Consider the following 22,515-nt stretch of genomic DNA (forward strand, 5'->3'; position numbering starts at 1 on the left):
TCAGGTGCCGGCGAGTTCGGCATCCACCTGTTGGTCGGAGAGGGCCACGACGTCGAGGAGGATCGCGGCGACCCGCTCGACCCGGGTGCCTTCGAGGGCGGTGAGCCGCTCGGCGAGACCCGCGATCGTCCGGTGACCGAAGATGTCGGCGACCGACAGTCGCGGGGCGTCGAGCCAGGTGCGGGACAGGGCCACGAGTCGGGTGGCCTGCACCGAGTCACCGCCGAGTGAGATGAAGTCCTCGGTGACGCCGATCGGCCGGACGGGCAGCACCTCGGAGAAGATCACGACGAGCGCCTCCTCGAGCGGGGTGCGCGGTGCGACGACCTGTGGGCCGCCCTCGGCGGTGTCGACGAGTGCCGCCAGGGCCTTGCGGTCGTACTTCCCGTTCGCGGTCAACGGCAACGCGTCGAGGACGGTGACAGTCCGCGGGATCATGTGCGGCGGAAGGGACTCGGACAGACGGTCCCGGATCGCGTTCTCGTCGATGACCGTTCCGGCGGCAACGACCGCGGCTTGAAGATCCCGGCCGTCGGACCAGGCGACCGCCGACGCGACCTCGTCGAGAGCGAGCAGGCCTGCTTCGACCTCGCCTAGCTCCACGCGATAGCCGCGGACCTTCACCATGTGGTCGGCGCGGCCGAGGAAGTCGAGGAAACCGCCGGGTAGGTACCGGGCGAGATCGCCTGTGCGATACCACTTCTCGCCGTCGTGATGAACGAAACGATCGGCGGTGCGCTCGGGATCGCCACGATAACCGTCGGCGACGCCGGCGCCACCGATCCACAGTTCGCCGGGGACGAGGTCGGGCCGATCGCGGCCGGTCTCGTCGACGACTCGGCAGCGAACGCCGCGCAGCGGAACACCGTAGGGCACGAACGCCATTCCGGCCGGGACGTCGTCCGCCTCGCAGATGGTGGAGTGGATGGCGGTCTCGGTGGTACCGCCCAGTCCGGCGACGCGGCAGTCGGGCAGTTGTGTGGCGACTCGTTCGAGCAGCGAGACGTCGACCTTGTCGCCGCCCATGATGATCATCCGCATCGATGGCGGCAGTGAATCGATGTCGAGGATCATCCCGAGGATCGACGGCACGCAGTTGAGCACGGACACCGAGTGTTCGGCGAGGAGTCGCACCCAGTCATCGACCTTGGTGCGTTCGTCGTCGCCGGGTACGACGACGGCGCCGCCGACCGCGAGGAGACCGAAGATGTCGAAGACGGAGAGGTCGAACTCGAGCGAGGAGACCTGCAGGCTGCGGTCACGGGCGTCGATCGAGTAACGGTCGACGAGGTCGGAGATGGTGGCCACCGCGGCGCGATGGGGGACCTGGACGCCCTTGGGCAGTCCCGTCGATCCGGACGTGAACAGGATGTAGGCCAACTCCTCGCCGGTGACCTCCACCGGGTCGACCGGTGCTGAGGTGCGTGCCGCGTCGAGGTCGATGACGGTGGGGCCGTTGGACTCCGTCCAGGCGTCGACATCGGCGGTGAGCACGGCGCGTGGTCCGGCGATGGAGACGATGCGGTCTCGTCGGGTCGCGGGCTGCGTCGGCGCGATCGGCACGTAGGCGGCGCCCACGGCCAGGACGGCGAGCGCGGCGACGACCTGGTCGCCACCCTTGGGCAGGTTGACGACGACGGTGTCGCCGGTGCAGACGCCCGCGGCGGCGAGTGCGCCCGCCACCCGAAGTGCCTCGTCGGTGAGTTCGCCGTGCGTCCACGTCCGGGAATCGGTGGTGACCGCCGGGGTCGTCGGCCGTTGCGCCGCGCGACCGAAGATCGTGCCGTGCAGTGTCCCGTCGAAGGTGTCGGTGTCGGGCAGCGGTCGCTCGACCGAAAGTCGCTGTGCACGGACGTCATCGGCGACCGGGTCGGGTGCCGGGACATCCCATTCGCCGTCGACGAGGAGACCGAGAAGCCGGACGTAGTAGTCGAACATCGCGCGGGCAGTGGACTCGTCGAGGTCGGACACCCGGACGTCCCAGTTCAGGAGCAGTCCCCCGGCGATCTCGGTGACCTGGGCGTCGAGCAGCACCTGGGGCCCCTGCGACACGATCCAGGCGGGGTCGCCGAGGACGTCGGTCGCCTGAGGGGAGAACAGGTCGCCGAGCCCGAGCGCGCTGGTGAACACGACCGGCGAGATGACGGATTCGCCTCGGGCTCGGCCGAGTTCGCGGAGGACGTCGAGACCGCTCATCGATCCGTGAGCAGCGGCATCGTGCATCGCCGAGCGCATCTGGCGTGCGCGTTCGGCCAGGGTCGCCGGGCGGCGCAGGTCGACATCGACGAGGATCGACGAGGTGAAGTCGCCGACCACGCGCTCGACGTCGGCGTGGATCTGGGGACGATCGAACAGTGGAACGGTCAGCAGGAAGCGGGAATTCGCCGCGTGCGTGCCGACCGCTTCGGCGAAGGCCGCCGCCACCGCGGCTGCGGGGGTCACCCCTCGACGATGGGCGTGCTCCTCGAGGCGCTTCCATTCGGAGGCCGAGACGGAGTGGTGCAGGCGGACGCTACGCGGCTCGACCTCGCCGCGGGCGGCGCGATCGTCGAGCGGGAGTTCCGGCGGCCCTGGCAGGTGCGGGATGCGCTCGCGCCACCAGGCGAGGTCCTCGTCGCGGATCTCGCGGGAGGCCCGGTCGGCGGTGATCGTCGCGAAGGTGACACCCAGTTCGGGCAGGGTCTCCCCGCGGTAGAGGCGAGCGAAGTCGTCGACGAGGACGCGGTAGCTCATGGCGTCGGCCGCGATCATGTCGACGTCGAGGTGCACGCGGGTGGACCCGTCGGGCAGCAGACTCAGTTCCGCGCGGATGACCGCGCCCTCTTCGACGGGCAGGGTGCGATGCGTTCCGTGGGAACGCGTTTCGGCGAGTATCTTCTCGACCATCTCGGCCGACTGGCTGCGCAGATCGTGAACGGCGATCGCGTCCGGGTGTGCGGGCCCGACGACCTGCGTGCCGTCGGGGAGCACACGGACCCGCAGCATCGGATGACGCTCCATCAGCTCACCCATGGCGGTGGTGAAGCGGTCGGGATCGAGGCCGTGGCCGTCGAACTCGATGTAGAGGTGCGCGGCCACATTGCCGAACGCATGGCTGTCGGACCGTCCGATCCAATATGCGTGCTGCATCGGCGCCAGTGGGAAAGGTGCTGTGGGATCGACGTTCTCCGGCGATGCGCTCATCTCCGCGGGAGTCGACGGTCCGCCGAGGAGCGCGGTCCAGGCGTCGAGGGTGGGGGAGGCGGCGAGGCGGGCGAAGTCGATGTCGATGCCGCGTTTGCGCCAGGTGCCGGCCAGTCGCATCATGCGCAGGGAGTCGAGGCCCTGGGCGATGAGGTCTCCGGTGGGGTCGAGGGACTCAGGTGTGACGCCGAGGGCGGCAGCGACCTGGGCCCGGATGTCGGCGGGGCTGACGAGGTCCGCGATGGGGGGAGTCATCTCAGGATTCGTGGCCATCAGCCGATTGCCTCTCGCGGGTCGGAAACGTCTTTCACTCGAGCACTCTGCCCAATTTAGGGTAGGTTATACTAACTAGTCGCTGTACGAAACGCCCGCTTCGGGCACTAAACTTAGGTAAGCCTAAGTTGCGGACCGTCGTCTGGCCAGATGATCTGAATCACGCCGCCATCGACGGTGGACGGGCTCTTGTGCGCTATGAAGTTTAGGCTAACCTATCCAAGGGTGGCGGGCCGACACCGGGCGCCGCGACCCGCGCGATACATGCGAACCGGACGCATCCACACGAACACGACAGCCGACACACGCGGTCGGCGAGAACGGGGAACGAACATGTCGCAGAGCAGCGTGGTTCTGGAGGAAACAGGCTCGACCAACACCCTCGCGGCGACCGTCCGCGAGGCGATGCTGGCCGGGGACACCACGCTGTCCGTGCTCGACTCCGAATCCGGCGAATGGGTGATCGCGCCCTGGCGCGAGGTTCACGCGCGCGCCGAACAGATCGCGGTGCAGCTCCTCTCCGACAGTGACCTGCACGAGCCGCTCGCCGTCGGTCTCATCGGCGATCCCACGGTCGACCTCATCGCCGCGATCCAGGGCGCGTGGCTCGCCGGCGTTCCGGTGAGCATCCTGCCCGGACCCATCCGCGGAGCCGACGAGAGCCGCTGGGCGGAGACCACCTACAGGCGATTCGTCTCGATCGGCGTCGGCACCGTCCTCGGGAGCGGCTCCCAGCTCGATCTGCTCACCAAGGTCGACGGGCAGCTCCGCATCGCTAGGGTCGCCGAATACGGGATCGCCGCCGACACCAGCGGCTTCGTCGCCCGCAATGTCAACCCCAACAGCGTCGCGGTCCTGCAGGGCACCGCCGGATCGACCGGTGATCCGAAGACCGCGGTCCTCACGGCGTCGGCGGTGTACTCCAACGCCATCGAATTGGTGAGCCGCCTGGGTATGCACCGCACCCGCGACACCGGGTTCACCTGGTTGCCGCTCTACCACGACATGGGACTGATGTTCCTCCTCGCCGGAATGACGACGGGCATCCCCGCCTACGTGGTGCCGAACACGGCCTTCGCGGCCGCGCCGTTCAAGTGGATGCAGTGGCTGACCGAGACGAAGGCCACCGTCACCGCCGCCCCGAACTTCGCCTACGACATCCTCGGACGCTACGGAAAGCTCCTGCGCGACATCGACCTGTCGAACCTCCGTGTCGCGATCAGCGGCGGCGAACCCATCGACGCCGACGCCTTCGACAAGTTCCTGGAGGCCACGGCGCCGTTCGGCTTCGAGCCTTCGGCCGCCGCACCCGCCTACGGTATGGCCGAATCCGCCTGTGCCGTCACGATGCCCGCGGTCGGCGAGGGCGCGCACTACGACGAGGTCACCGTGACCCCGCCCGGCGGTGGCGAACCCATCCGCCGGCGATACGCGCTCCTCGGAAAGCCGCTGGGCGGCATGCAGGTTCGGATCGTCGAACCGAATGTGGACGTTCCGGTCATCGACGGGCGTTCGGTCGGGCACGTTGAGATCCGGGGTACCTCGATGATGCGCGGTTATCTCGGCGGCCCCGACCTCGGTGCGGGGGAATGGTTCGCCACCGGAGACCTCGGTTACCTGATCGACGACCGACTGGTCATCTGTGGACGCGCCAAAGAGGTCATCATCGTCGCCGGCCGCAACCTGTTCCCGATCGAGATCGAGCGTGCCGCCGCGGAGGTCGCGGGCGTGCGCCGGGGCGGTGTGGTCGCGATGGCCCGCGGTGAGGGCTCGTCGCGCCCGGGTCTGGTGATCCTCGCCGAGTACAAGGGTTCGGACCCGGACAAGGCTCGCGCCGAGGTCAACTCGGAGGTGGCGTCGGCGTGCGGGATCATGCCCGCCGAGGTGATCTTCGTGGCACCCGACGCGGTTCCGCGCACCACGTCGGGCAAGATCCGTCGCCTCGAGACCCGGCAGATGGTCGAGGACGGGGCGTTCGAAACCATCGGACAGAAGTGAGTCAAGTCGCGACGAAGGGCCGCGGCTGGCAGGGCGCCGTCCTCAAACTCCTCGGCGGCGACGACTTCGAGCTGACCGTGACCGGCACCCAGGTCGTCACCGATCACTATGTGCGCCTGACGTTCACCGGCGGCGGTCTTCTGGCGAAGCGGGCACTGCACCCCACGATGTGGATCCGGATGTGGTTCGACGACGCGGGCAAACTCCACCAGCGCGGCTACACCCTGGTCGACGCCGATCCCGCAGCCGACACCTTCGGCATCGAGTTCGCCCTCCACAACGGCATCGCGGCCCGCTGGGCTCAGCACGCGCGGGTCGGGGACACGATCACCGCCACCGTGATGGGTTCCAAGTTCACGATGCCCGGCGACGAGGTCCGCGGCTGGATCATCGCCGGCGACCCGGCCTCGCTCCCGGCGATCAACTCGCTGCTCGACGCGATCGGTGCCTCCGGCAGACCGGAGACGCCCGCGACGTTGTGGTTGGAGTACCAGCACGAGAGCGACAAGGCCCTGCCGGTGCGGGCCCGCGCACATGACACCATCCACTGGATCGCGCGTGAACACGACGGCGCCGCCCTCGTCGACGCGGTGCGGTCCTCGGCATTCGCCGCGGGCGACCACTTCGGTTGGGTCGCACTCGATTCGGTGAGCACCCGTGCGGTCGCGGCGTCGCTGAAGGACGAGTACGGCATCCCCAAGAAGTCGGTGAAGGCACAGGCCTACTGGATTCCGGGCAAGTCCTTCGCCTGACCCTTCGAGACGCTCGCAAGCTCGCTCCTCAGGGAGCGGGTTATCCGAGGTCGAAGACCACCGGCGCGTGATCGCTGGCGCCCTTGCGTTTCCGCGCCTCGCGGTCGATGTGCGCGCCCATGACACGCGTGTCGAGTGCAGGTGAGCAGAACGCGTAGTCGATGCGCATGCCCTCGTTGCGGGGGAACCGCAACTGCGTGTAATCCCAGAACGTGTAACCCGGGGCATAGGGGAGGGCGGAGTCGACCAGGCCGCCGTCCAGGAACCGCTGCACCGCAGCGCGTTCCGGTGGCGTGACGTGGGTGCGTCCCTCGAAGTACGTGCGATCCCAGACGTCGTCGTCGGTCTGCGCGACGTTCCAGTCGCCGGCCAGCATCATCTCGGCGGCGGGGTCGTGGGCCAGACGCAACGCGATGTGGTCACCGAGGGCGTCGAGCCAACGGAGCTTGTACTCGTAGTGCGGGTCCTCGGGTGTCCGCCCGTTGGGCACGTACAGGCTCCACACCCGGATTCCCGCGCACACCGCCGAGATCGCGCGGGCCTCACGGATCGGCTGGTTGTCGACACGTGGGTACCCCGTCGAAGGCGATCTCGACGGCGTCGAGTCCGATTCGCGATGCGATCGCCACACCGTTGTAGGCGCCCTGCCCGACGTGGGCGACGTCGTACCCGGACGCAAGGAAGCTCATCAGCGGGAAAGCGTCGTCGTGACACTTGGTCTCCTGCATCGCGAGGACGTCGATATCGGCCGATTCCATCCACTCGACCACCGATTCCGATCGTGCGCGGATGGAGTTGACGTTCCACGTGGCGAACCGCATTCAGCACTCCCCGATGCTGTCGAGGTCGGCGACCGGCACACCGGCGCCGTCCCAGCGCGTGCGTACGGCCGAGGCGCGTGACGAGGAGGTCGACAGGACCAGTGCGAAAGTCCGCCCCAGGTCGCGATAGTGATCGCGGTAGAAGCCGATCGAGTCAGCGAACCAGGTGAAGGTCGCGTCGTCCTCGTCGAGCAGGCGGTGAGCCTGGGTGACGTGGGTGACGATGGAAGCCGGAGTGCGGCCGTCGGCATCGGGGGCGTCGAGATCGCGCATGCAGTCGTCGAAGGCATCTCGGTTGCGGCCGAAGTGATCGGGGAAGTCCCACACGCGCGCGAAGGCGGTGTACATGGCCCCGGTGGTGGTCGCCGCGGTGCCGCTGATGGTGCGCAGGCGGACGCCTGGACCGAGGTCGGGCAACTCCGGGGAGAGCGTGAGTCCGACCGCCGGGCCGTCGTTCCCCGCGCCGTCGAGGAAACGGCGGAGGCGACTGCCGAAATCGTCGTGCGAGGTCATGACGGTCCTCGAATCAGGATGAACGAGCGGTAGTGATCGGCTGTGTACCAGGCGGTTCCGTCGCTCCCGGTGACGATCCGCTCGGCGTCCCGGCTGCGGCCGGGCTCCTTCGGGTTGACGTCCCATTCCCGGTATGCGACACGGCGGCCGTCGGCATCCGTGGCCGGCAGACGACGCTCGTTGTTACGGAAGGTGATCCCGCCCTTCGTCCCCGGTGCGCGGGCGGCCTCGGGCCACTCGCCGGCGTCGATGAGCGCGAGGGTGCGCGTGACGTGCGCGGGGGCCGCCGCGGGTGCCGGCGTCTTCGCCGTGGAGGTCCTCGTCCTGCTCGACTTCGGGGCCGTGGTCTCGGAAGTTGTGTTGCGGGCCGTCGACTCGGCTGTGGTCGACGTGGCAGCAGTGGTCTTGCCGGCCGACGTCCGGACGGTCGAACTCTTCGACGAGGCCGAACCCGCGGTGACCGACTCGTCGGCGCCGGAATCGCTGCCGCTGTTGATGAACCAGGTGATCGCGAACACCAGCGCGATGACGACGAAGGCGGCCGCGGTGATCACCGCCTGCCGGCGGCGTTGGGCAACGGCCGGCGTCGAGCGTGAACGGCTTGGCATCAGAGTTCCTGGGGTGCGGGGTCGGGGGTGACGTACCGGTAGCTGTGGTGCAGGCCGAAGCCGAGTCGGCGGTACCAGGCGCCGGCGAGGCGGTTTGTCGTCTCGACCTGCAGGTACGCACGAGCGGCGCCCTGCTGAGCGCCCCATGCCACCAGCTCGGCGAGGATCTGCGAGGACAACCCCCTCCGGCGTCGTTCCGGGTCGGTCCACAGTGCCGACAGTCCCAACCACCGTCGGCCGTCCGGGGATTCGGTGACCACGCCGCGGCCGATCGCGATGACCGCCGATGACTCGTCGCGGATCGCGGCGAAGACCGGCGGCCCGTCGCCGGCGGTCACCACCTGCCGTACGGCGTCGGTGGCGTCCTCGACGTCGGTGTCTTCGCCGGCACGGTGCCCGGTGTAGGCGGCGAGCCATTCGGCATGCGGCTCGTCGGATAGACGAACTGCGTCGGAACGGGACCCGGCCAGCCGTGCCGTCAGCGGCGCCGCGTCGCAGGTGAGCATCTGCACCTCGATGTCCTGGACGCCGCCGACGGTGGCGGCCTTCACAAGGCGCTCGGGAAGTGCGAGAAGGGGCGGCAGGTCCCGTTCGGCGTACCACCGCGCGATCCGGGCGAGCGTCGTCGCGTCCGGGTGGGCCGACATGTCCAGTGGGATCGCGGAGTTCGCGCGGCGGCTGAACCCGTGTCCGGCGCGGACGAACCACCCGGCGATCCACGCGGTCTCCACTCCCGGCCAGGATCGTGCCGCGACACCCTCCAGGGCGCGGATCTCCTTGTTACGCACCGGCGTCGCCGAGAGGAGCCGCACCGAGGTGACGGTGGCAGCGGGGATCGACACCACCTCGCCGTCGCGTTCGAGGCGAAGCGGATCGGTGTCGTCGAGCAGGACGCCGGTGACATCCGATTGCGCCGCATCGGGATTGCCGCGCCAGTCTGCGGGCGTCGAGTCACCCAGCAGATAGCGCACGACGACCCGGTCGCCGATCACGGCGCCCGACTTCGTCGTGTGCAGCTGGGACACTGTCGCCCGGTGTGGCCTGATCAGTGGCGGTCAGTCGTCGTCGTCATCGTCGTCGTGCCCGAACGGGTCGGCGACGGCGCCCGGCAGCCAGGTCAGTCCGGGGACACCCCACTTGTTGCGCTTGATGGCCTTCTTCGCGGCGCGCGCATTGCGGCCGACGAGCACGTCGACATAGAGGAAGCCGTCGAGGTGGCCGACCTCGTGCTGCAGCATCCGGGCGAAGAAGCCGTTGCCCTCGATGACGATCTCGGCGCCGGTCCGGTCGACGCCGGTGACGCGTGCCCAGTCGGCGCGGCCGGTGGGGAACTGCTCGCCCGGCACCGACAAGCAACCCTCGTCGTTGTCGTCGGGATCGGGCATGGTCTCGGGGATCTCGGAGGTCTCCAGGACCGGGTTGATCACCTCGCCGCGGCGTCGGGTCGCCATGCGGTCGCCGTCGGGGCAGTCGTAGACGAACATGCGTGACCCGACCCCGACCTGGTTGGCGGCCAGTCCGACGCCGTGGGCGGCATCCATGGTCTCGAACATGTCGTCGAGGAGGGTGATGACCTCCGGCGACGGACGGCCGTCCGCGTCGAGTGGGACCGGGGAGGTGGGCTGGTGCAGCACCGGCTCGCCCACGATGCAGATCGGGAGAATCGCCATGTCGATCACCCTAACGCTGCTCAGAGCGCCGCAACGACGCCGGGTACGGCGTCGCGGACCGGCCGTGCGTCGTGGCGAGTCACAGCACGATCGGACGCCCTGACCGTGGTTAGATTGTCTGCGAACCACACTGTTGTGATTCGTCGCCGTGCCGCCGATGTCCGATTCGTTCCGTCTGGATCGGCCCGCCGGTTCCGTGCACGTCAGCGACGGTGTGAGGGTCATCAGGTTTATCGGTGAGGGAGTGAGATGGACGGCGCAACCGCGCGTAGCCAGAACGACGGCGAGCAACCCACCCCCGACAACGGAGCCCAGCCCGACCCGCACGAGGTCGGTGCGGACGGTCTGTCGCGTCGAGAACACGACATCCTGGCCTTCGAACGGCAGTGGTGGAAGTACGCCGGCGCCAAGGAAGAAGCCATCAAGGAACTGTTCGGCCTGTCGGCGACCCGGTACTACCAGGTACTCAACGCGCTGGTCGACCGGCCGGAGGCGCTGGCCGCGGATCCCATGCTCGTCAAGCGACTCCGCCGTCTCCGTGCGTCGCGCCAGAAGGCCCGCGCCGCGCGCCGTCTGGGCTTCGAGATCACCTGAGACGCTGAACCCGGTCAGCCACCCGAGGTGCGTTAAGGTCGTCGGTGATGAATGCAGACCGTGAGCCCAATCGCCTGCCGCTGCGCGCGGGGGCGATGATGCTCTTCGCAGTGGCCGTCGTCTTCATCGGGCTCGGCTGGCATTCCGCGGCGACCTCGGGAAGCGAGCCCCAGGCCACCGAGACCACCGCGACCGCCACCCCGACACCCGCCTCCACCACGTCGTCGACCTCCGCGTCGTCGACGACGAAGCGGGTGTGCGTGATCAACGCCGGTCAGGTGTCCGGACTCGCCTCGGATGTGAGTGACCTGCTGAAGGAGAAGGGCTACACGATGGCCCAGCCCGGCAACTACACCGCCGGCGGTTTCAGCGAGAACACGATCTTCTACGACTCGGACTCCGACAAGGCCCAGGCCGACGAGCTTGCGAAGGCACTGGGCGGCACGGTCTCGGTCGAGGAGCGTCCCAGCTCGTTCACCCGATGCAAGGGCGGGGTCCCGGTGATCGTGGTGACCGCGGTCAGTGGATCGTGACGCACGCGGCCGGACTATCGTCGAATCATTCGCACAACTTCAACAGCGCGCAGTGCAGTCGTCGCGCACCGTTGGGCCGACGCCCAGTGAACCGCCCACAGCCGGGCGAAGCCCCGGTGACAGTGATCAAGGAGTGACATGTCCGGACGTTCGAAACTCACCGCGTCGCGCGCCCTCGCCGCGCTGGCTTCCGCGGGACTGATCGGGGTCGCCCTGGCCGGGTGCAGCCCCGACCAGAACCCCACGGATGTCCCCGGCACGACACCGCCGGTGATCTCCGACAAGCCGCTGCCCCCGGGTGCCGCGGACAACGTCGACGACGAGCCCAGCGGTCAGGTCGCGACCGCCGAGATCAAGGACACCTCCGGCAAGGTCGTCGGCGAGGCCACCTTCTCGGCCGAGTCCCAGGGCGACGGCCCGGTCACGGTCAGCGTTCGTGTCACCGACGGTGACCTCCCCGCAGGCTTCCACGGCATGCACATCCACGAGAACGGCACCTGCGACGCCGGTTCCGGTGGGGCACAGGCCTTCACCTCGGCCGGTGGACACCTGCAGGTCGACGGCAACACCAGCCACCCCGCAAGCGGTGACCTGGTCTCGATCAACATCCTCGAAGACCACACCGGTCGTACCGTGACGACCACCGACGCGGTGAAGCTGGATCAGGTCTTCGGCAAGGCCATCATGATCCACGAGAAGCCCGACAACTTCGGCAACATCCCGGCCGACAAGTACCCGGGTGGACCGAAGGAAGACACCCTGAAGACCGGTGACGCCGGCTCGCGGATCGCGTGCGGCGTCATCGAAGAGCGCAGCTAGGCACCCGCGATCCGGCACCGGGCGCGGCCGCCCATGTCACCGATCGAGTTCGACGGGTCGCCGACCCCCACGCTGGGGGTCGAGTGGGAATTCGCTCTGACCGACAAGGTCACCGGCGATCTGTCGAACTCGGCGGCGGCGCTCTTCGCCGCGGTCGGTGAGCATCACCCCGACCGTGAGGGGAAGATCCACAAGGAACTGCTCCGCAACACCGTCGAACTCGTGACGGGAATCTGCCGCACCACCGGTGAGGCGATCGCGGATCTGACCGACACCCTCGGCGTCGTACGGGTCCTGACCGAGGAACTCGGCGTCGACCTCTACGGCGCCGGCACGCATCCCTTCGCCGAGTACTCGACGCAGTTGCTGACCGAAGGTCACCGCTACGCCGAGCTCATCGAACGCACCCAGTGGTGGGGTCGGCAGATGCTCATCTGGGGCGTCCACGTCCACGTCGGGATCAGCCACCGCGACAAGGTGCTCCCGATCCTCGACTCCCTGCTGAACTTCTATCCGCACCTGCTGGCGCTGTCCTCGTCGTCGCCGATGTGGGCCGGTCAGGACACCGGTTACGCCAGCAACCGCGCGATGATGTTCCAACAGCTCCCCACCGCGGGACTGCCGTTCCAGTTCGAGACGTGGGACCAGTTCGAGGCCTTCGTCGCCGACCAGAAGACGACCGGCATCATCGACCACCTCAACGAGATCCGCTGGGACATCCGCCCGTCACCGCATCTCGGCACCATCGAGGTCCGCGTCTGCGACGGCATGACCAACCTCGACGAGCTCTCCGCGATCGTCGCACTGATCCACTGTCTCGTCGTCGACCTCGACCGCCGGTTCTCGGCGGGGGAGACCCTGCCGACGATGGCACCCTGGCTGGTCCAGGAGAACAAGTGGCGCGCAGCGCGATACGGCCTCGACGCCATCGTCATCCTCGACGGGCAGTGCCGGGAGGAACTCGTCACCGACGATCTGCATCGGCTGCTCGAACGCCTCCAGCCGATCGCACGCGACCTCGGCTGCGTCGACGAACTCGCCGGCGTGGAGCGCATCATCACGCAGGGTGCCAGCTATCAGCGGCAACGCGCGGTGTACCGCGACACCCACTCGATGCGCGATGTCGTCGCATCGGTTGTGGCCGAGCTGGATTGACCCCTCGGTACGCCCCTCCGCACCGCCTGAGGACCGTGGACCGGGGCTCCATCGGCGGATTCGCGGCGAGAAGCAGCGGCAAGTGGCGGCTTGGTTGAACTCGGCTCAAGGTAGGCACGGTGTGCGACGGTCCTAAGCCGTGAACCGGCGAACTCTCGACTCTCGTCCTTGTTCCCTATGACGACAGGGCGCGATACTAGCGCGACTAGGTGGCCAGGGCCGGGATCGAACCGGCGACCTTTCGCTTTTCAGGCGAACGCTCGTACCAACTGAGCTACCTGGCCGCGGGCACCCGTTTCGGATGCCTTGCGCAAATCGCCGGATTCTCCGGCGTCAACTGCGACCCTGACGGGACTCGAACCCGCGACCTCCGCCGTGACAGGGCGGCGCGCTAACCAACTGCGCCACAGGGCCTTGCTGTACTACGTCAGTCCGAAGACTGTACCCCCTACGGGATTCGAACCCGCGCTACCGCCTTGAAAGGGCGGCGTCCTAGGCCGCTAGACGAAGGGGGCTCGGTGCGACTCGCCCCATGGTTGCAGCGCAAGCCGAACACGTTACATCAGCTTAGGGTAGGTCCCCGCCGGAGCCAAATCGCACAGCAGGAACCACAACTCCAGTCTGTTTGTGGAGGCGCGTTGGAGAGCTGCCGGTCACGGCGCACTTCACCTCCGAATTGCGGACTGAACCTGTTCCAGCACGCGCTGCGCCAGGAGAGGTGGCACGGAGTTACCCAACTGATACTGAACGCTCGCACGCCCTCCTACGAACTCGAATTCGTCGGGAAACGTAAACAGGCGCTTTACCTCGGGAACGCGCAGTCTTCGGTTGTCCCAGTGGAATGGTCCGACATTGGGGCCTGGTTGCGCCTGGATCGTAGGCGATGGCTTGCCGGGGTCAAGCTTCAACAAGAATGACCAGTAGCGGCTCCGCCACTTGAAGAGCGGCTGGGGATGGCCCCTTTCCTCGGTGTAATGGAGGTAGTTGCCGCCTGGCGGAATGTCCTTCAGTAACTTGCCGTATTGTCCGCCGAGGGTCTCTTCCCGCTCTGGCTCTGTGACCAGGCCTGCCAGAGCCTCGCCTGCCGTGACGTGCGGTCTGTCGGCGGTTCCTGTCGCCCTCCGCTCCCACTTGCCGCCGTGCGTAGCCTTCGGCAGCGTTGGTGTTGGCGTGCCTTTAGGGGTTCCGACAATGAATAGTCGTGGGCGGGCCTGTGGCACACCGTAGTCCGCAGCATTGAGAACCGCCATATTGCAGTCATAACCCGCTTCGTCGATCTCCCGAAGTAGACGCGTAAGCGCAGGTCTGCTGGCTTGGTTGTTGTAGGTCAGTGCATATACATTCTCGAGCACAAACGCTCGCGGCCGAGACTCTCGGAGAACGCGGGTGTACTCCTGCAGAAGGGAGGCGTCAGGGTCGAGTCCTGAACGCTTCCATTCGAGCCAGAACCCGCTCTTCGAGAACGGTGTGCATGGGGGCCCTCCCACGAGCAGGTCTGGTCTCTGCCCTTTGCGAAGACCAGCTGCCTTAAGGATCTCAGTCGTGGAAGTTTCTAGGATGTCCTTGTGGATCACCGGAGCGCCCAGCTTGGGGAAGTTCTTCTCCATTGTCATCGCAGCATCTGCGTGGCGTTCAACAGCAGCCCGGACGTCAAATCCCGCGAGTTCGGCACCCAGGTCGAGGCCTCCGGCCCCTGAGAACAGTGAGATTGCTACGCCGCGGGTGGTCGCCATGCTAGAAAGCTTCTCACGGCTGTCCGACACCCACGTATGGGACTCACCCACAGGATGCGATCTACTGGCGACGCATCTTGTCTAGCAGCTGAACAACTACAGGTGCTGTCTTGAACTTGTACTTGCGCCAGTAGGTGTAGAACTCTTCGGGTGTCGCGAACGCACCTCTGCCGTCCCGAAGCGCATCGATGTCCTTAACTGCTCCGATGTACTCGCGTGTAGTGGAGGAACGTTGCTCGCTGGCGATCTTCCATGGTTGCTGAACGATCAGTTCCAGGTCCCGAACCCTCCCGGAAGCTTTGTCATCGAGAGTGTAAATACCGAGAACGTCGAGGTGCGAAGTGTAGTCGGCGAAGGGACGAAACGTACCAGGAAACTGCAGGTCAGGGTGCTTAAAGTAAGTGTTACCTGTGTAGAGGGTTATCGCGCTCTGGGTCTTGTTCGCTGGAGTGCCGCTCTTGCGGACAGCGCGTCGAGCGACTTTGATGTCGATGGCGTGATACCCGCCCCCGAAAGCGTCGCCGCTGATTTCGAGGTCTGGGTAACCGCGCTCGGTCCCTCGCTCCGCGAAGGCGCTGGTTAGGCTCGATATGCGGTCGATAAGGAACCCGACGATGCCGACCTCAAGAACGTTCGCGAGCGCGGCCGGCTCCTTCGGTAAGGGGAGGATGTGCCCACCAGCTGCTAGCTGCTTCAGTAGATCGACTTCATCCTTCGCGGTCAGCGGCCACGCGTGGTCGCCTTCTATACGATATGCGCCTCCGAGGCCGAAGGTGTATTCCGAACACTGGGCTCGTAGCCAGTTCTCCAAGTCGAGCGATTCCGTCACAGACGCAGCATCTCATGAAGGATTTCAGCAGCGACAGAGCGTAACGTCGCGAACTAGGACGGAGGTGTTCGTGGCTTTAGTGGCAGAACGAAGAACAGGCAGAAACAGTCGTTGATCCCGTCCGACGACTTATCGATGGCTTATGATCTCGACACCGACCGATACGCGGAGATGTCGGCAAGTTGTCCAATAGATCTCAAACGAGCCTTTTCGTACGGGATGCAACTTGACCACTGCGGCCCCGAACTCTCCGCTAATCCCGGTCGGGTGACTCCATGTCGCGCTCCTCCATGAGGCCGTCGCGGGCGCGCTGTTCCTGATAGGCGAGGCGTCCGATCCGGTGGGCGACCACCGGTGCCGTGATCAGCGCGAAGAGCCCGGCCAGGATGAGCATCCCGCTGTCGACGTTGTCGCCGAGGCGGACCACCGCGCCGAGCAGGATCAGCAGCAGCCCGAAGGTCTGCGGTTTGGTGGCGGCGTGCATCCGGCTCAGCGTGTCCGGGAACCGCACCAGACCGATGGCCGCGGTGACCGCCATGAGGCAGCCGATGAGGATCAGCGTTCCGCTGACGATATCCACGATCATGTCTGGTCATCCCGGACTCGGAATCGTGCGATCGCCACCGATCCGACGAAGCTCAGCAGCGACAGCGCGACGATGGCCGGCACGACCGTCGAGTCGAGGCTGTAGGCCGCCCACACACCGAGACCGCACATGCACAGCGCGATGAGGACGTCGAGCGAGACCAGACGGTCCAGCGTCGACGGTCCGCGCAGGATGGCGATCATCGTCAGGATCGCGGCGATCAGGAGCATCGTCGCCGCGATCGTCCACACGACGCTCATGACTCACCTCGATCCGAGCGGGAGGTCTCCGCCGCCGCGGTCGGGATGTCCGCCGACTGCGCACCGGCGACCGGTTGGATGGGCCGCACGTGATGGAAGTCCTCGTCGATGCCGTGGTACGGGCTGGGATGCCATTCGCTGTCCCGCTCGAAGGCCTTGATGAACATGCGCTCGACGTAGGCGACCTGGTCGTAGAACGCGCGCACCTTCTTCTCCGACCGGACGTCGAAGACGTGGACGTACAGCATGCGACGACGGTGGTCGATCTCGAGCACCATCGTGCCGGGCACGAGGTTCAGGTAGTCGACGGCAAGGGTGAGGACCATGTCGGACTTGATCGCAACCCGGACGCGCACGACGGCACCGAGTGGCGGTCGGCCGGGTCGGATGGCCATCCAGCCGATCTGCAGGCTCGAGACGAAGAAGTCGACGACGAGCCGGACGACGAGCCGGGCCAGCGACAGCGGGTGGATTCGGCCCTCGACGGGTACGCGCGGTAGGGGCAGCACGGTGAGCACCGCAACCGCGAGGACCACGCCGCCGATGATGTTGGCCCACGAAACGGTGCCCCACAACAACACCCAGACGAAGGTCAGCCAGGCGATGGTCCACAGCCGGACCCCGACCTCGCGGCTGTCGCTGCCGAGCCACTTGGGCAGGCGCGTGTGATTGCGCAGCCACACCAGAGCACTGACGAAGTGCCAGAAGATGAACAGCAGTGACACCCGCCAGGTGTTGATCACCAGCGAGAGTACGGGGCCCTTGGTGGACACCACCGGGGCGCGTCGCTTCATGGTCCGTTCGCCACCGTCGGGCTGCTTCCCGCTGGGCTGTTCTCCGGTCGTCATCGTGATTCACCTCCGCCCAGTACGGCCTCGACGTACACGCCGCGGTGGACGACGTCGGTTGCGGCGCTGTCGGTGAAGTCGAAGATCGGGCCGGCCCACAGTGTGAGCACCAGACCGGCGACGACCATCGCGAACGTGGGGAGGACCATCATCGCCGGCATGCGGCCGACGTCCTCACGTTCGGAGAAGGCGCCGTCGTCGCGTTCGTCGATGAGTGCGGACGGTCCCTGGTCGGCGAGTTCGCCCTCGGGGGCGTCGGCGCGGGGCCGCCAGAAGCCCTTGGTCCAGATTCGGGCCACCACGTACAGCGTGAGGAGGCTGGTGACGACCGAGCCGGCCACCAGAATCCAGGCCAGCACCGATCCGTTCTGGACGCCGGCCTCGAGGAGTGCGACCTTGCCGATGAACCCGGAGAACGGCGGGATACCCCCCAGGTTGAGGGCCGGGACGAGGAAGAGGACGGCGAGGACGGGGCTGGCGATCAGGCCGCCGAGCCGACGCAGTGAGGCCGATCCCGCCTGACGCTCGATCAGGCCCACCACCAGGAACAACGTGGTCTGGACGAGGATGTGGTGGGCGACGTAGTAGATTGCCGCCGACATCCCGAGTTCCGACGACAGCGCGACGCCGAAGACCATGTAGCCGATGTGGCTGACGAGGGTGAACGACAGCAGACGTTTGATGTCGGACTGGGCGATCGCACCGAAGATGCCCACGATCATCGTCAGCAGACCCGCGACCATGAGCACCGTGTCCATCGACCCGCCGGGGAACAACAGGGTGTGGGCGCGGACGATCGCGTACACACCGACCTTGGTGAGGAGGCCCGCGAACACCGCGGTGACCGGGGCGGGCGCGGTCGGGTAGGAGTCGGGCAGCCACGTCGACAGGGGGAAGACCGCGGCCTTGATGCCGAACGCCACGAGCAGTACCGCATAGAGGGCGTTGCGGGTGCCGTCGGGCACGTCGTCGAGGCGGACCGCCATCTCCGCGAGGTTGAGCGTCCCCGTGGTGGCGTAGGCGAAGGCGATGCCGGCCAGGAAGATCAGCGACGACAACATCGACACCATCACGTACGACGCGCCGGCGCGGACGCGTTCCTCGCTGGCGCCGAGCGTGAGCAGCACGAAGCTCGCGGTGAGCAGCACCTCGAAGGAGACGTAGAGGTTGAACAGGTCGCCGGCCAGGAAGGCGTTGCAGACACCCGCGGTCAGGATCAGGTAGGTCGGCAGGAAGATCGACGTCGGCTGCTGGGCCGTGCCGTCACGGATACCCTGACCGATCGCGTACACGACGACGCACAGCAGCACGATCGTCGAGACGACCAGCATCAGCGCCGCGAGCTGGTCGACGACCAGCGTGATCCCGAGTGGGCCGTTGGGGAAGCCCTTGTCACCCCAGCCGCCGATCGCGACCGCGAAGGTACCGTGCCGGTCGGTCAGGTAGAGCAGCAGACACGACGCGATGAACGCCACCGAGATCGCCGCGATGGCGACCACGCGCTGGAACCGCGGGCTGCGGCCGAGTAGCAGCGACAGCGCGGCGGCGCCGAGGGGGACCAGCGTCGGCAGCGTGATCAGGACGGGAATCCAGGACGGCTGCGGAGTCATCGGTCACCCCCTTCGGAATCGTGTTCGGCGTCGTCGGTGGCGACCTTCTCCCCGGAGCTCCCGATGACCTTCGGGTGGTCGGAGTCGTCCTCGGGGATCTTGTCTCCCACGAGGTCCGGGTCGTCCTCGGAACTGTCGGACCCGATCTCGTCGATGACGTCGGAGTCGGTCGGCATGATGTCGGTCTCGTGCAGCGCCGCGTGACGTTCGGCGACCTCCTCGGGGGAGAGGGGGTTACCCGAGTCGTCGAAGTAGTCGCCGCTGGCGGTATCGGACAGCGTGACCGGGTCGTCGCTGCGGTCGCGATCGGGGGCCGTGTCGAGTGTGCCCGTCTTGATCTTGACGTCCTCGACGTCGTCCTCGAGATCGTCGTCGTCGCGGTTGATCACGAACAGCCGGTAGACGAGCGCGAGCACGAACGCCGCGACGCCCATGGTGATGACGATCGCGGTCAGGATCATTCCCTGGGCGAGCGGGTCGGCATCCGTGGCTCGGTTCTCCGACGACCGGCCCAGGATCGGCGGATTACCCATCCCGCCGGACACCACGATGATCATCAGGTTGAGCGAGTTGCCGGCGAGGAGCAGGCCGAACAACATCCGGACCAGGCTGCGTTCCATCAGCAGGTACACGCCGCACGCGGCCATGACCCCGACGACGAGGAGGAGTGGGAGATTGGTGCTCATCGGACCACCTGTCCCTCTCCCGCGGGGACGTTCTCGGCCGTCGGCTCGTCGGATTCGGCCGGGATCGCCGCCGGATCGGTCTGGGTGCGGACGGGAGTGCGCGCCATCGTCGTCTCGACGTCGAGGCGGGCCCCGAGGCTGCGCAGCACGTCGAGTACCAGTCCGATCACGATGAGGTAGATCCCGAGGTCGAAGAACAGCGCGGTGACCAGCTTGATGTCGCCGAGGACCGGGACGGTGATCTCGAAGACGGCGGACGAGAGCGCGGGCGCCCCGAGGAACAACGACGTGATCGCGGTGGCGGCGGAGATCGCCAGACCTGCGCCCAGGATGCGGCCCGGTTCGATCGGCAGGGCCTCCCCGAGCTCGTAGCGGCCACCCGCCAGGTACCGCAGGACCAGCGCGAGACCCATGGTGAGGCCACCGGCGAATCCGCCGCCCGGCGAGTTGTGTCCGGCGTAGAAGAAGTAGACCGACAGCACGACCATCGTCGGGAACAGCAGTCGGGTGGTGGCCTCGAGGACCATCGATCGATGCCGGGGGTCGCGCAGACCAGACCCGAGCAGCCAGGTCGTGCGGTCCGGTGGGATCGGATCGTCGTCGTCATCGGTGTCGTTGTCGCTGATCCCGGCCTGCAGGCGAGCGGCGTCGGCGACGCGTGGTACCGCGCCGAAGCGCCGGTTGCGGAACACCATCGAGGCGACACCCGTCGCCGCGGCGATCAGCACGGACACCTCGCCGAGTGTGTCCCACGCGCGGATGTCGACGAGGATGACGTTCACCGCGTTCGCGCCCTGACCGAACTTGTAGGCGGCCTCGGGAAGGTCGACGTGCAGTGGCTCGGTCGAGCGTGCGGAGGCCGCGTACAGGCCGATCACCACGAGCATGGCGCCGAAGGCGAGGCCGATCAGCGCGCGCAGGGGCTTGAAGCCGGTGGCGTGCCGCTTCTCCGGCTCGGCCGGCAGCTTACGCAGGACGAGCACGAAGATGACCAGCGTCAGCGTCTCCACCAGGAACTGGGTGAGCGCGAGGTCGGGGGCGCCGTAGAGGGCGAACAACATGCCGCAGCCGTAACCGGTTACGCCGACGAGCAGCGTCGCGGCGAGACGATTGCGCAGGACGACCGCTGCGATCGAAGCAGCGATCATGATGCCGCCGATGACGAACTGGGGAGCGGTGGCGTCGTAGTCGATCTGCAGCTGGTCACGGGCGCCGAGGAACAGCACGATCGTCGGCAACAGGATCGCCGTGCAGAGGATGACGCCCTGGGTGACGGGCAGCGATCCGCGCTGGGTGTTGCGTGTGAGCAGCAGTGAGACGGTGTCGGCCGAACGCAGCGCGGCGTCGTAGATCCGGTCGGCGTTGAGCATCGGCCGGAAACCGAAGACACGGTCGCGGATCTTGCGGATGCCGAGGAAGGCGATGACACCGCCGACGATCACGATGATCGAGAAGATCACCGGGAGTCCGAAACCGTGCCACAGCGCGAGGTGTTCGAGCTCGTGTCCGTAGCTGTTCAGGGTCTCGGCGTAGGGCTCGAAGAGGGCGCCGATCGGCCCGCTGACGAAGCCGGCGACCACACCGGCGACGGCGAGGACGACCGGGGAGATGTAGAAGGCCCAGGCGGGGGCGTGCATCTTCGCCACGGCCGGGCTGGGTGTGTTGCGGACCTTGCGTCCGAACGCGCCCCACAGGAAGCGCAGCGTGTACGCGCAGGTGATGATCGATCCGACCAGCAGGACGATGTCGACGGTGTGGGCCTGCCAGGAACTGAGGGCCCCGGTGTCCCAGACCGACGCGAAGGCGGTCTCCTTGCCGATGAACCCGAAGGTGAACGGGATGCCGGCCATGCTCGCACCGGCGAGCGCCGCGGTGACGGCGAGCACCGGCAGGCGGTGCCCGAGACGTGCGAGCTTGCGGATGTCGCGGGTACCGGTCGCGTGGTCGATGATGCCGACGACCATGAACAGCGACGCCTTGAACATGGCGTGCGCGACGAGCATGGCGAGGCCTGCCATGGCCACGTTCGCATCGCCGATGCCGACGAGGACGGCCATGAATCCCAGCTGGGACACGGTGCCGAAGGCGAGGATGAGTTTCAGGTCGAGTTCACGGAGTGAACGCCAGCCCCCGAGGACCATCGTCAGCGCACCGAGGCCGACGACGGCGATCTGCCAGCTGGCGGTGGCCGAGAAGCCCGGGGCCAGACGCGCGATCAGGTAGATGCCGGCTTTCACCATCGCGGCAGCATGCAGGTAGGCGCTGACCGGCGTGGGGGCGGCCATCGCGCCCGGGAGCCAGAAGTGGAACGGGACGATGGCCGACTTGCTGAGCGCGCCGATGAGCAGCAGGACGATCGCGATGTCGACGTAGACGCCGGTCGGCGGTGCCGCGATGATCTCCGAGAGCAGGTAGGTCCCGGAGCGTTCGCCCAGCATGATGATGCCGACGAGCATGGCCAGGCCACCGAAGGTGGTGACCAGGAGAGCCTGGGTGGCCGATCGCCGGGCCGTCGCACGGACGCCGTAGAAGCCGACGAGCATGAACGACAGGACGGTCGTGAGCTCCCAGAACACGTAGAGCACGAGCATGTTGTCAGAGATGACCAGACCGAACATGGCCGCCGCGAAGGCCACCATCTCGCCACCGAACAGCGCGACGCGCGGGCGGGCGTCGTCGAAGTAGTGGGCGCAGTAGCAGAGCACGAGGGCGCCGACGCCCAGGATCAGGACCGACAGGATCGCCGTGAGGGTGTCGAAGCGGGTGACGATGTCCATCTGCAACGACGGAACCCAGCTCACCGTCTCCACGACGGCGCGGTCGGCCTCGGGGGCGGGCCAGTGGGTGATCACCCAGATCAGGGCGCCGAGCGGCGCGAGCGCGAGGATGTAGAAACCCCGGGTGCCGATCCAGTGGATGACTGCGGGCGCGATCAGTGCGCACACTGCCAACGCAGCCAACACAGAAATCAAAAGGGCACTCCGTCTTTCTCCCGGCGGGGTGTCACGGGCGAACACCCGCGGGAACTACTTTACCGTTGCCCG

Annotated in this window: 19 protein-coding genes, 3 tRNA genes and 1 pseudogene; 6 read left to right on the top strand and 17 right to left on the bottom strand. The window is 67.1% G+C overall.

Features of this window, described 5'->3' with window-relative positions; genetic code table 11:
* Positions 1–3,456: a non-ribosomal peptide synthetase gene (locus BJF87_RS17230; protein WP_075863628.1), complete on the bottom strand. Its 3,456-nt coding sequence runs from the start codon at positions 3,454–3,456 to the stop codon at positions 1–3.
* Positions 3,457–3,789: 333 nt separating this feature from the next.
* Between BJF87_RS17230 and mbtM the strand changes: the two genes are divergently transcribed.
* Positions 3,790–5,454 (top strand): long-chain-fatty acid--ACP ligase MbtM, encoded by a 1,665-nt coding sequence (gene mbtM, locus BJF87_RS17235; protein ID WP_075863651.1) that lies wholly within the window; start codon positions 3,790–3,792, stop codon positions 5,452–5,454.
* On the top strand, positions 5,451–6,206 hold the full coding sequence (locus tag BJF87_RS17240; protein WP_075863629.1) for a siderophore-interacting protein: 756 nt from the start codon (positions 5,451–5,453) through the stop codon (positions 6,204–6,206). The genes mbtM and BJF87_RS17240 overlap by 4 nt, the downstream gene beginning before the upstream one ends.
* Before the next feature lie 40 nt (positions 6,207–6,246).
* Here the strand turns inward: BJF87_RS17240 and BJF87_RS17245 are convergent.
* The 5 genes and pseudogenes from BJF87_RS17245 to BJF87_RS17265 form a co-directional block, all read right to left on the bottom strand.
* A pseudogene (locus tag BJF87_RS17245) lies at positions 6,247–7,027 on the bottom strand (exodeoxyribonuclease III).
* Positions 7,028–7,540 (bottom strand): barstar family protein, encoded by a 513-nt coding sequence (locus BJF87_RS17250; RefSeq protein ID WP_006358111.1) that lies wholly within the window; start codon positions 7,538–7,540, stop codon positions 7,028–7,030. It abuts the pseudogene before it with no gap.
* Positions 7,537–8,148 (bottom strand): ribonuclease domain-containing protein, encoded by a 612-nt coding sequence (locus tag BJF87_RS17255; protein WP_035755228.1) that lies wholly within the window; start codon positions 8,146–8,148, stop codon positions 7,537–7,539. The genes BJF87_RS17250 and BJF87_RS17255 overlap by 4 nt, the downstream gene beginning before the upstream one ends.
* Positions 8,148–9,173, bottom strand: coding sequence for a GNAT family N-acetyltransferase (locus tag BJF87_RS17260; RefSeq protein ID WP_006358109.1), 1,026 nt, complete (start codon positions 9,171–9,173; stop codon positions 8,148–8,150). The genes BJF87_RS17255 and BJF87_RS17260 overlap by 1 nt, the downstream gene beginning before the upstream one ends.
* A gap of 30 nt (positions 9,174–9,203) precedes the next feature.
* Positions 9,204–9,818: a peptide deformylase gene (locus BJF87_RS17265; protein ID WP_006358108.1), complete on the bottom strand. Its 615-nt coding sequence runs from the start codon at positions 9,816–9,818 to the stop codon at positions 9,204–9,206.
* Positions 9,819–10,067: 249 nt separating this feature from the next.
* On the opposite strand from BJF87_RS17265, the gene BJF87_RS17270 reads away from it, so the two are divergent.
* The 4 genes from BJF87_RS17270 to BJF87_RS17285 all read left to right on the top strand — a co-directional run bounded on the left by BJF87_RS17270 (position 10,068) and on the right by BJF87_RS17285 (position 12,919).
* Positions 10,068–10,412, top strand: a complete 345-nt coding sequence (locus BJF87_RS17270) for a DUF3263 domain-containing protein (RefSeq protein ID WP_006358107.1) — start codon at positions 10,068–10,070, stop codon at positions 10,410–10,412.
* A 47-nt stretch (positions 10,413–10,459) separates the two neighbouring features.
* Positions 10,460–10,945 carry a LytR C-terminal domain-containing protein gene (locus tag BJF87_RS17275; RefSeq protein ID WP_006358106.1) on the top strand — a complete coding sequence of 162 codons (486 nt, stop codon included), beginning with the start codon at positions 10,460–10,462 and terminating at the stop codon, positions 10,943–10,945.
* Between the two features lie 138 nt (positions 10,946–11,083).
* The gene (locus BJF87_RS17280; RefSeq protein ID WP_035755223.1) at positions 11,084–11,764 is read left to right on the top strand and encodes a superoxide dismutase family protein; all 681 of its coding nucleotides are present in this window, start codon (positions 11,084–11,086) and stop codon (positions 11,762–11,764) included.
* 33 nt (positions 11,765–11,797) lie between these two features.
* Positions 11,798–12,919: a glutamate--cysteine ligase gene (locus BJF87_RS17285; protein WP_006358104.1), complete on the top strand. Its 1,122-nt coding sequence runs from the start codon at positions 11,798–11,800 to the stop codon at positions 12,917–12,919.
* Between the two features lie 210 nt (positions 12,920–13,129).
* Here BJF87_RS17285 and BJF87_RS17290 read toward each other — a convergent pair.
* The 11 genes from BJF87_RS17290 to BJF87_RS17340 all read right to left on the bottom strand — a co-directional run bounded on the left by BJF87_RS17290 (position 13,130) and on the right by BJF87_RS17340 (position 22,443).
* Positions 13,130–13,203, bottom strand: a tRNA-Phe gene (locus BJF87_RS17290).
* Positions 13,204–13,259: 56 nt separating this feature from the next.
* Positions 13,260–13,333, bottom strand: a tRNA-Asp gene (locus BJF87_RS17295).
* A 28-nt stretch (positions 13,334–13,361) separates the two neighbouring features.
* Positions 13,362–13,434, bottom strand: a tRNA-Glu gene (locus tag BJF87_RS17300).
* Between the two features lie 150 nt (positions 13,435–13,584).
* Positions 13,585–14,652 (bottom strand): DNA cytosine methyltransferase, encoded by a 1,068-nt coding sequence (locus BJF87_RS17305; protein ID WP_075863630.1) that lies wholly within the window; start codon positions 14,650–14,652, stop codon positions 13,585–13,587.
* Positions 14,653–14,713: 61 nt separating this feature from the next.
* Positions 14,714–15,481, bottom strand: coding sequence for a type II restriction endonuclease (locus tag BJF87_RS17310; protein ID WP_006358102.1), 768 nt, complete (start codon positions 15,479–15,481; stop codon positions 14,714–14,716).
* A 253-nt stretch (positions 15,482–15,734) separates the two neighbouring features.
* A complete protein-coding gene (mnhG, locus tag BJF87_RS17315) occupies positions 15,735–16,067 on the bottom strand; it encodes a monovalent cation/H(+) antiporter subunit G (protein ID WP_006358101.1) in 333 nt (110 codons plus the stop codon).
* Complete coding sequence (locus BJF87_RS17320) at positions 16,064–16,327, bottom strand: monovalent cation/H+ antiporter complex subunit F (protein WP_006358100.1); 264 nt, start codon at positions 16,325–16,327, stop codon at positions 16,064–16,066. Before BJF87_RS17320 ends, mnhG begins: the two co-directional genes overlap by 4 nt.
* Positions 16,324–17,175 (bottom strand): Na+/H+ antiporter subunit E, encoded by an 852-nt coding sequence (locus tag BJF87_RS17325; protein WP_006358099.1) that lies wholly within the window; start codon positions 17,173–17,175, stop codon positions 16,324–16,326. The genes BJF87_RS17320 and BJF87_RS17325 overlap by 4 nt, the downstream gene beginning before the upstream one ends.
* Positions 17,172–18,785: a Na+/H+ antiporter subunit D gene (locus BJF87_RS17330; RefSeq protein WP_006358098.1), complete on the bottom strand. Its 1,614-nt coding sequence runs from the start codon at positions 18,783–18,785 to the stop codon at positions 17,172–17,174. The genes BJF87_RS17325 and BJF87_RS17330 overlap by 4 nt, the downstream gene beginning before the upstream one ends.
* A complete protein-coding gene (locus BJF87_RS17335; RefSeq protein ID WP_006358097.1) occupies positions 18,782–19,471 on the bottom strand; it encodes a Na(+)/H(+) antiporter subunit C in 690 nt (229 codons plus the stop codon). Before BJF87_RS17335 ends, BJF87_RS17330 begins: the two co-directional genes overlap by 4 nt.
* Positions 19,468–22,443: a Na+/H+ antiporter subunit A gene (locus BJF87_RS17340; RefSeq protein ID WP_035754938.1), complete on the bottom strand. Its 2,976-nt coding sequence runs from the start codon at positions 22,441–22,443 to the stop codon at positions 19,468–19,470. The genes BJF87_RS17335 and BJF87_RS17340 overlap by 4 nt, the downstream gene beginning before the upstream one ends.
* Positions 22,444–22,515: the final 72 nt, after the last annotated feature.

Origin of the sequence: Gordonia sp. CNJ-863 (assembly GCF_001942325.1) — a bacterium.
Lineage (GTDB): Bacteria > Actinomycetota > Actinomycetes > Mycobacteriales > Mycobacteriaceae > Gordonia > Gordonia alkanivorans.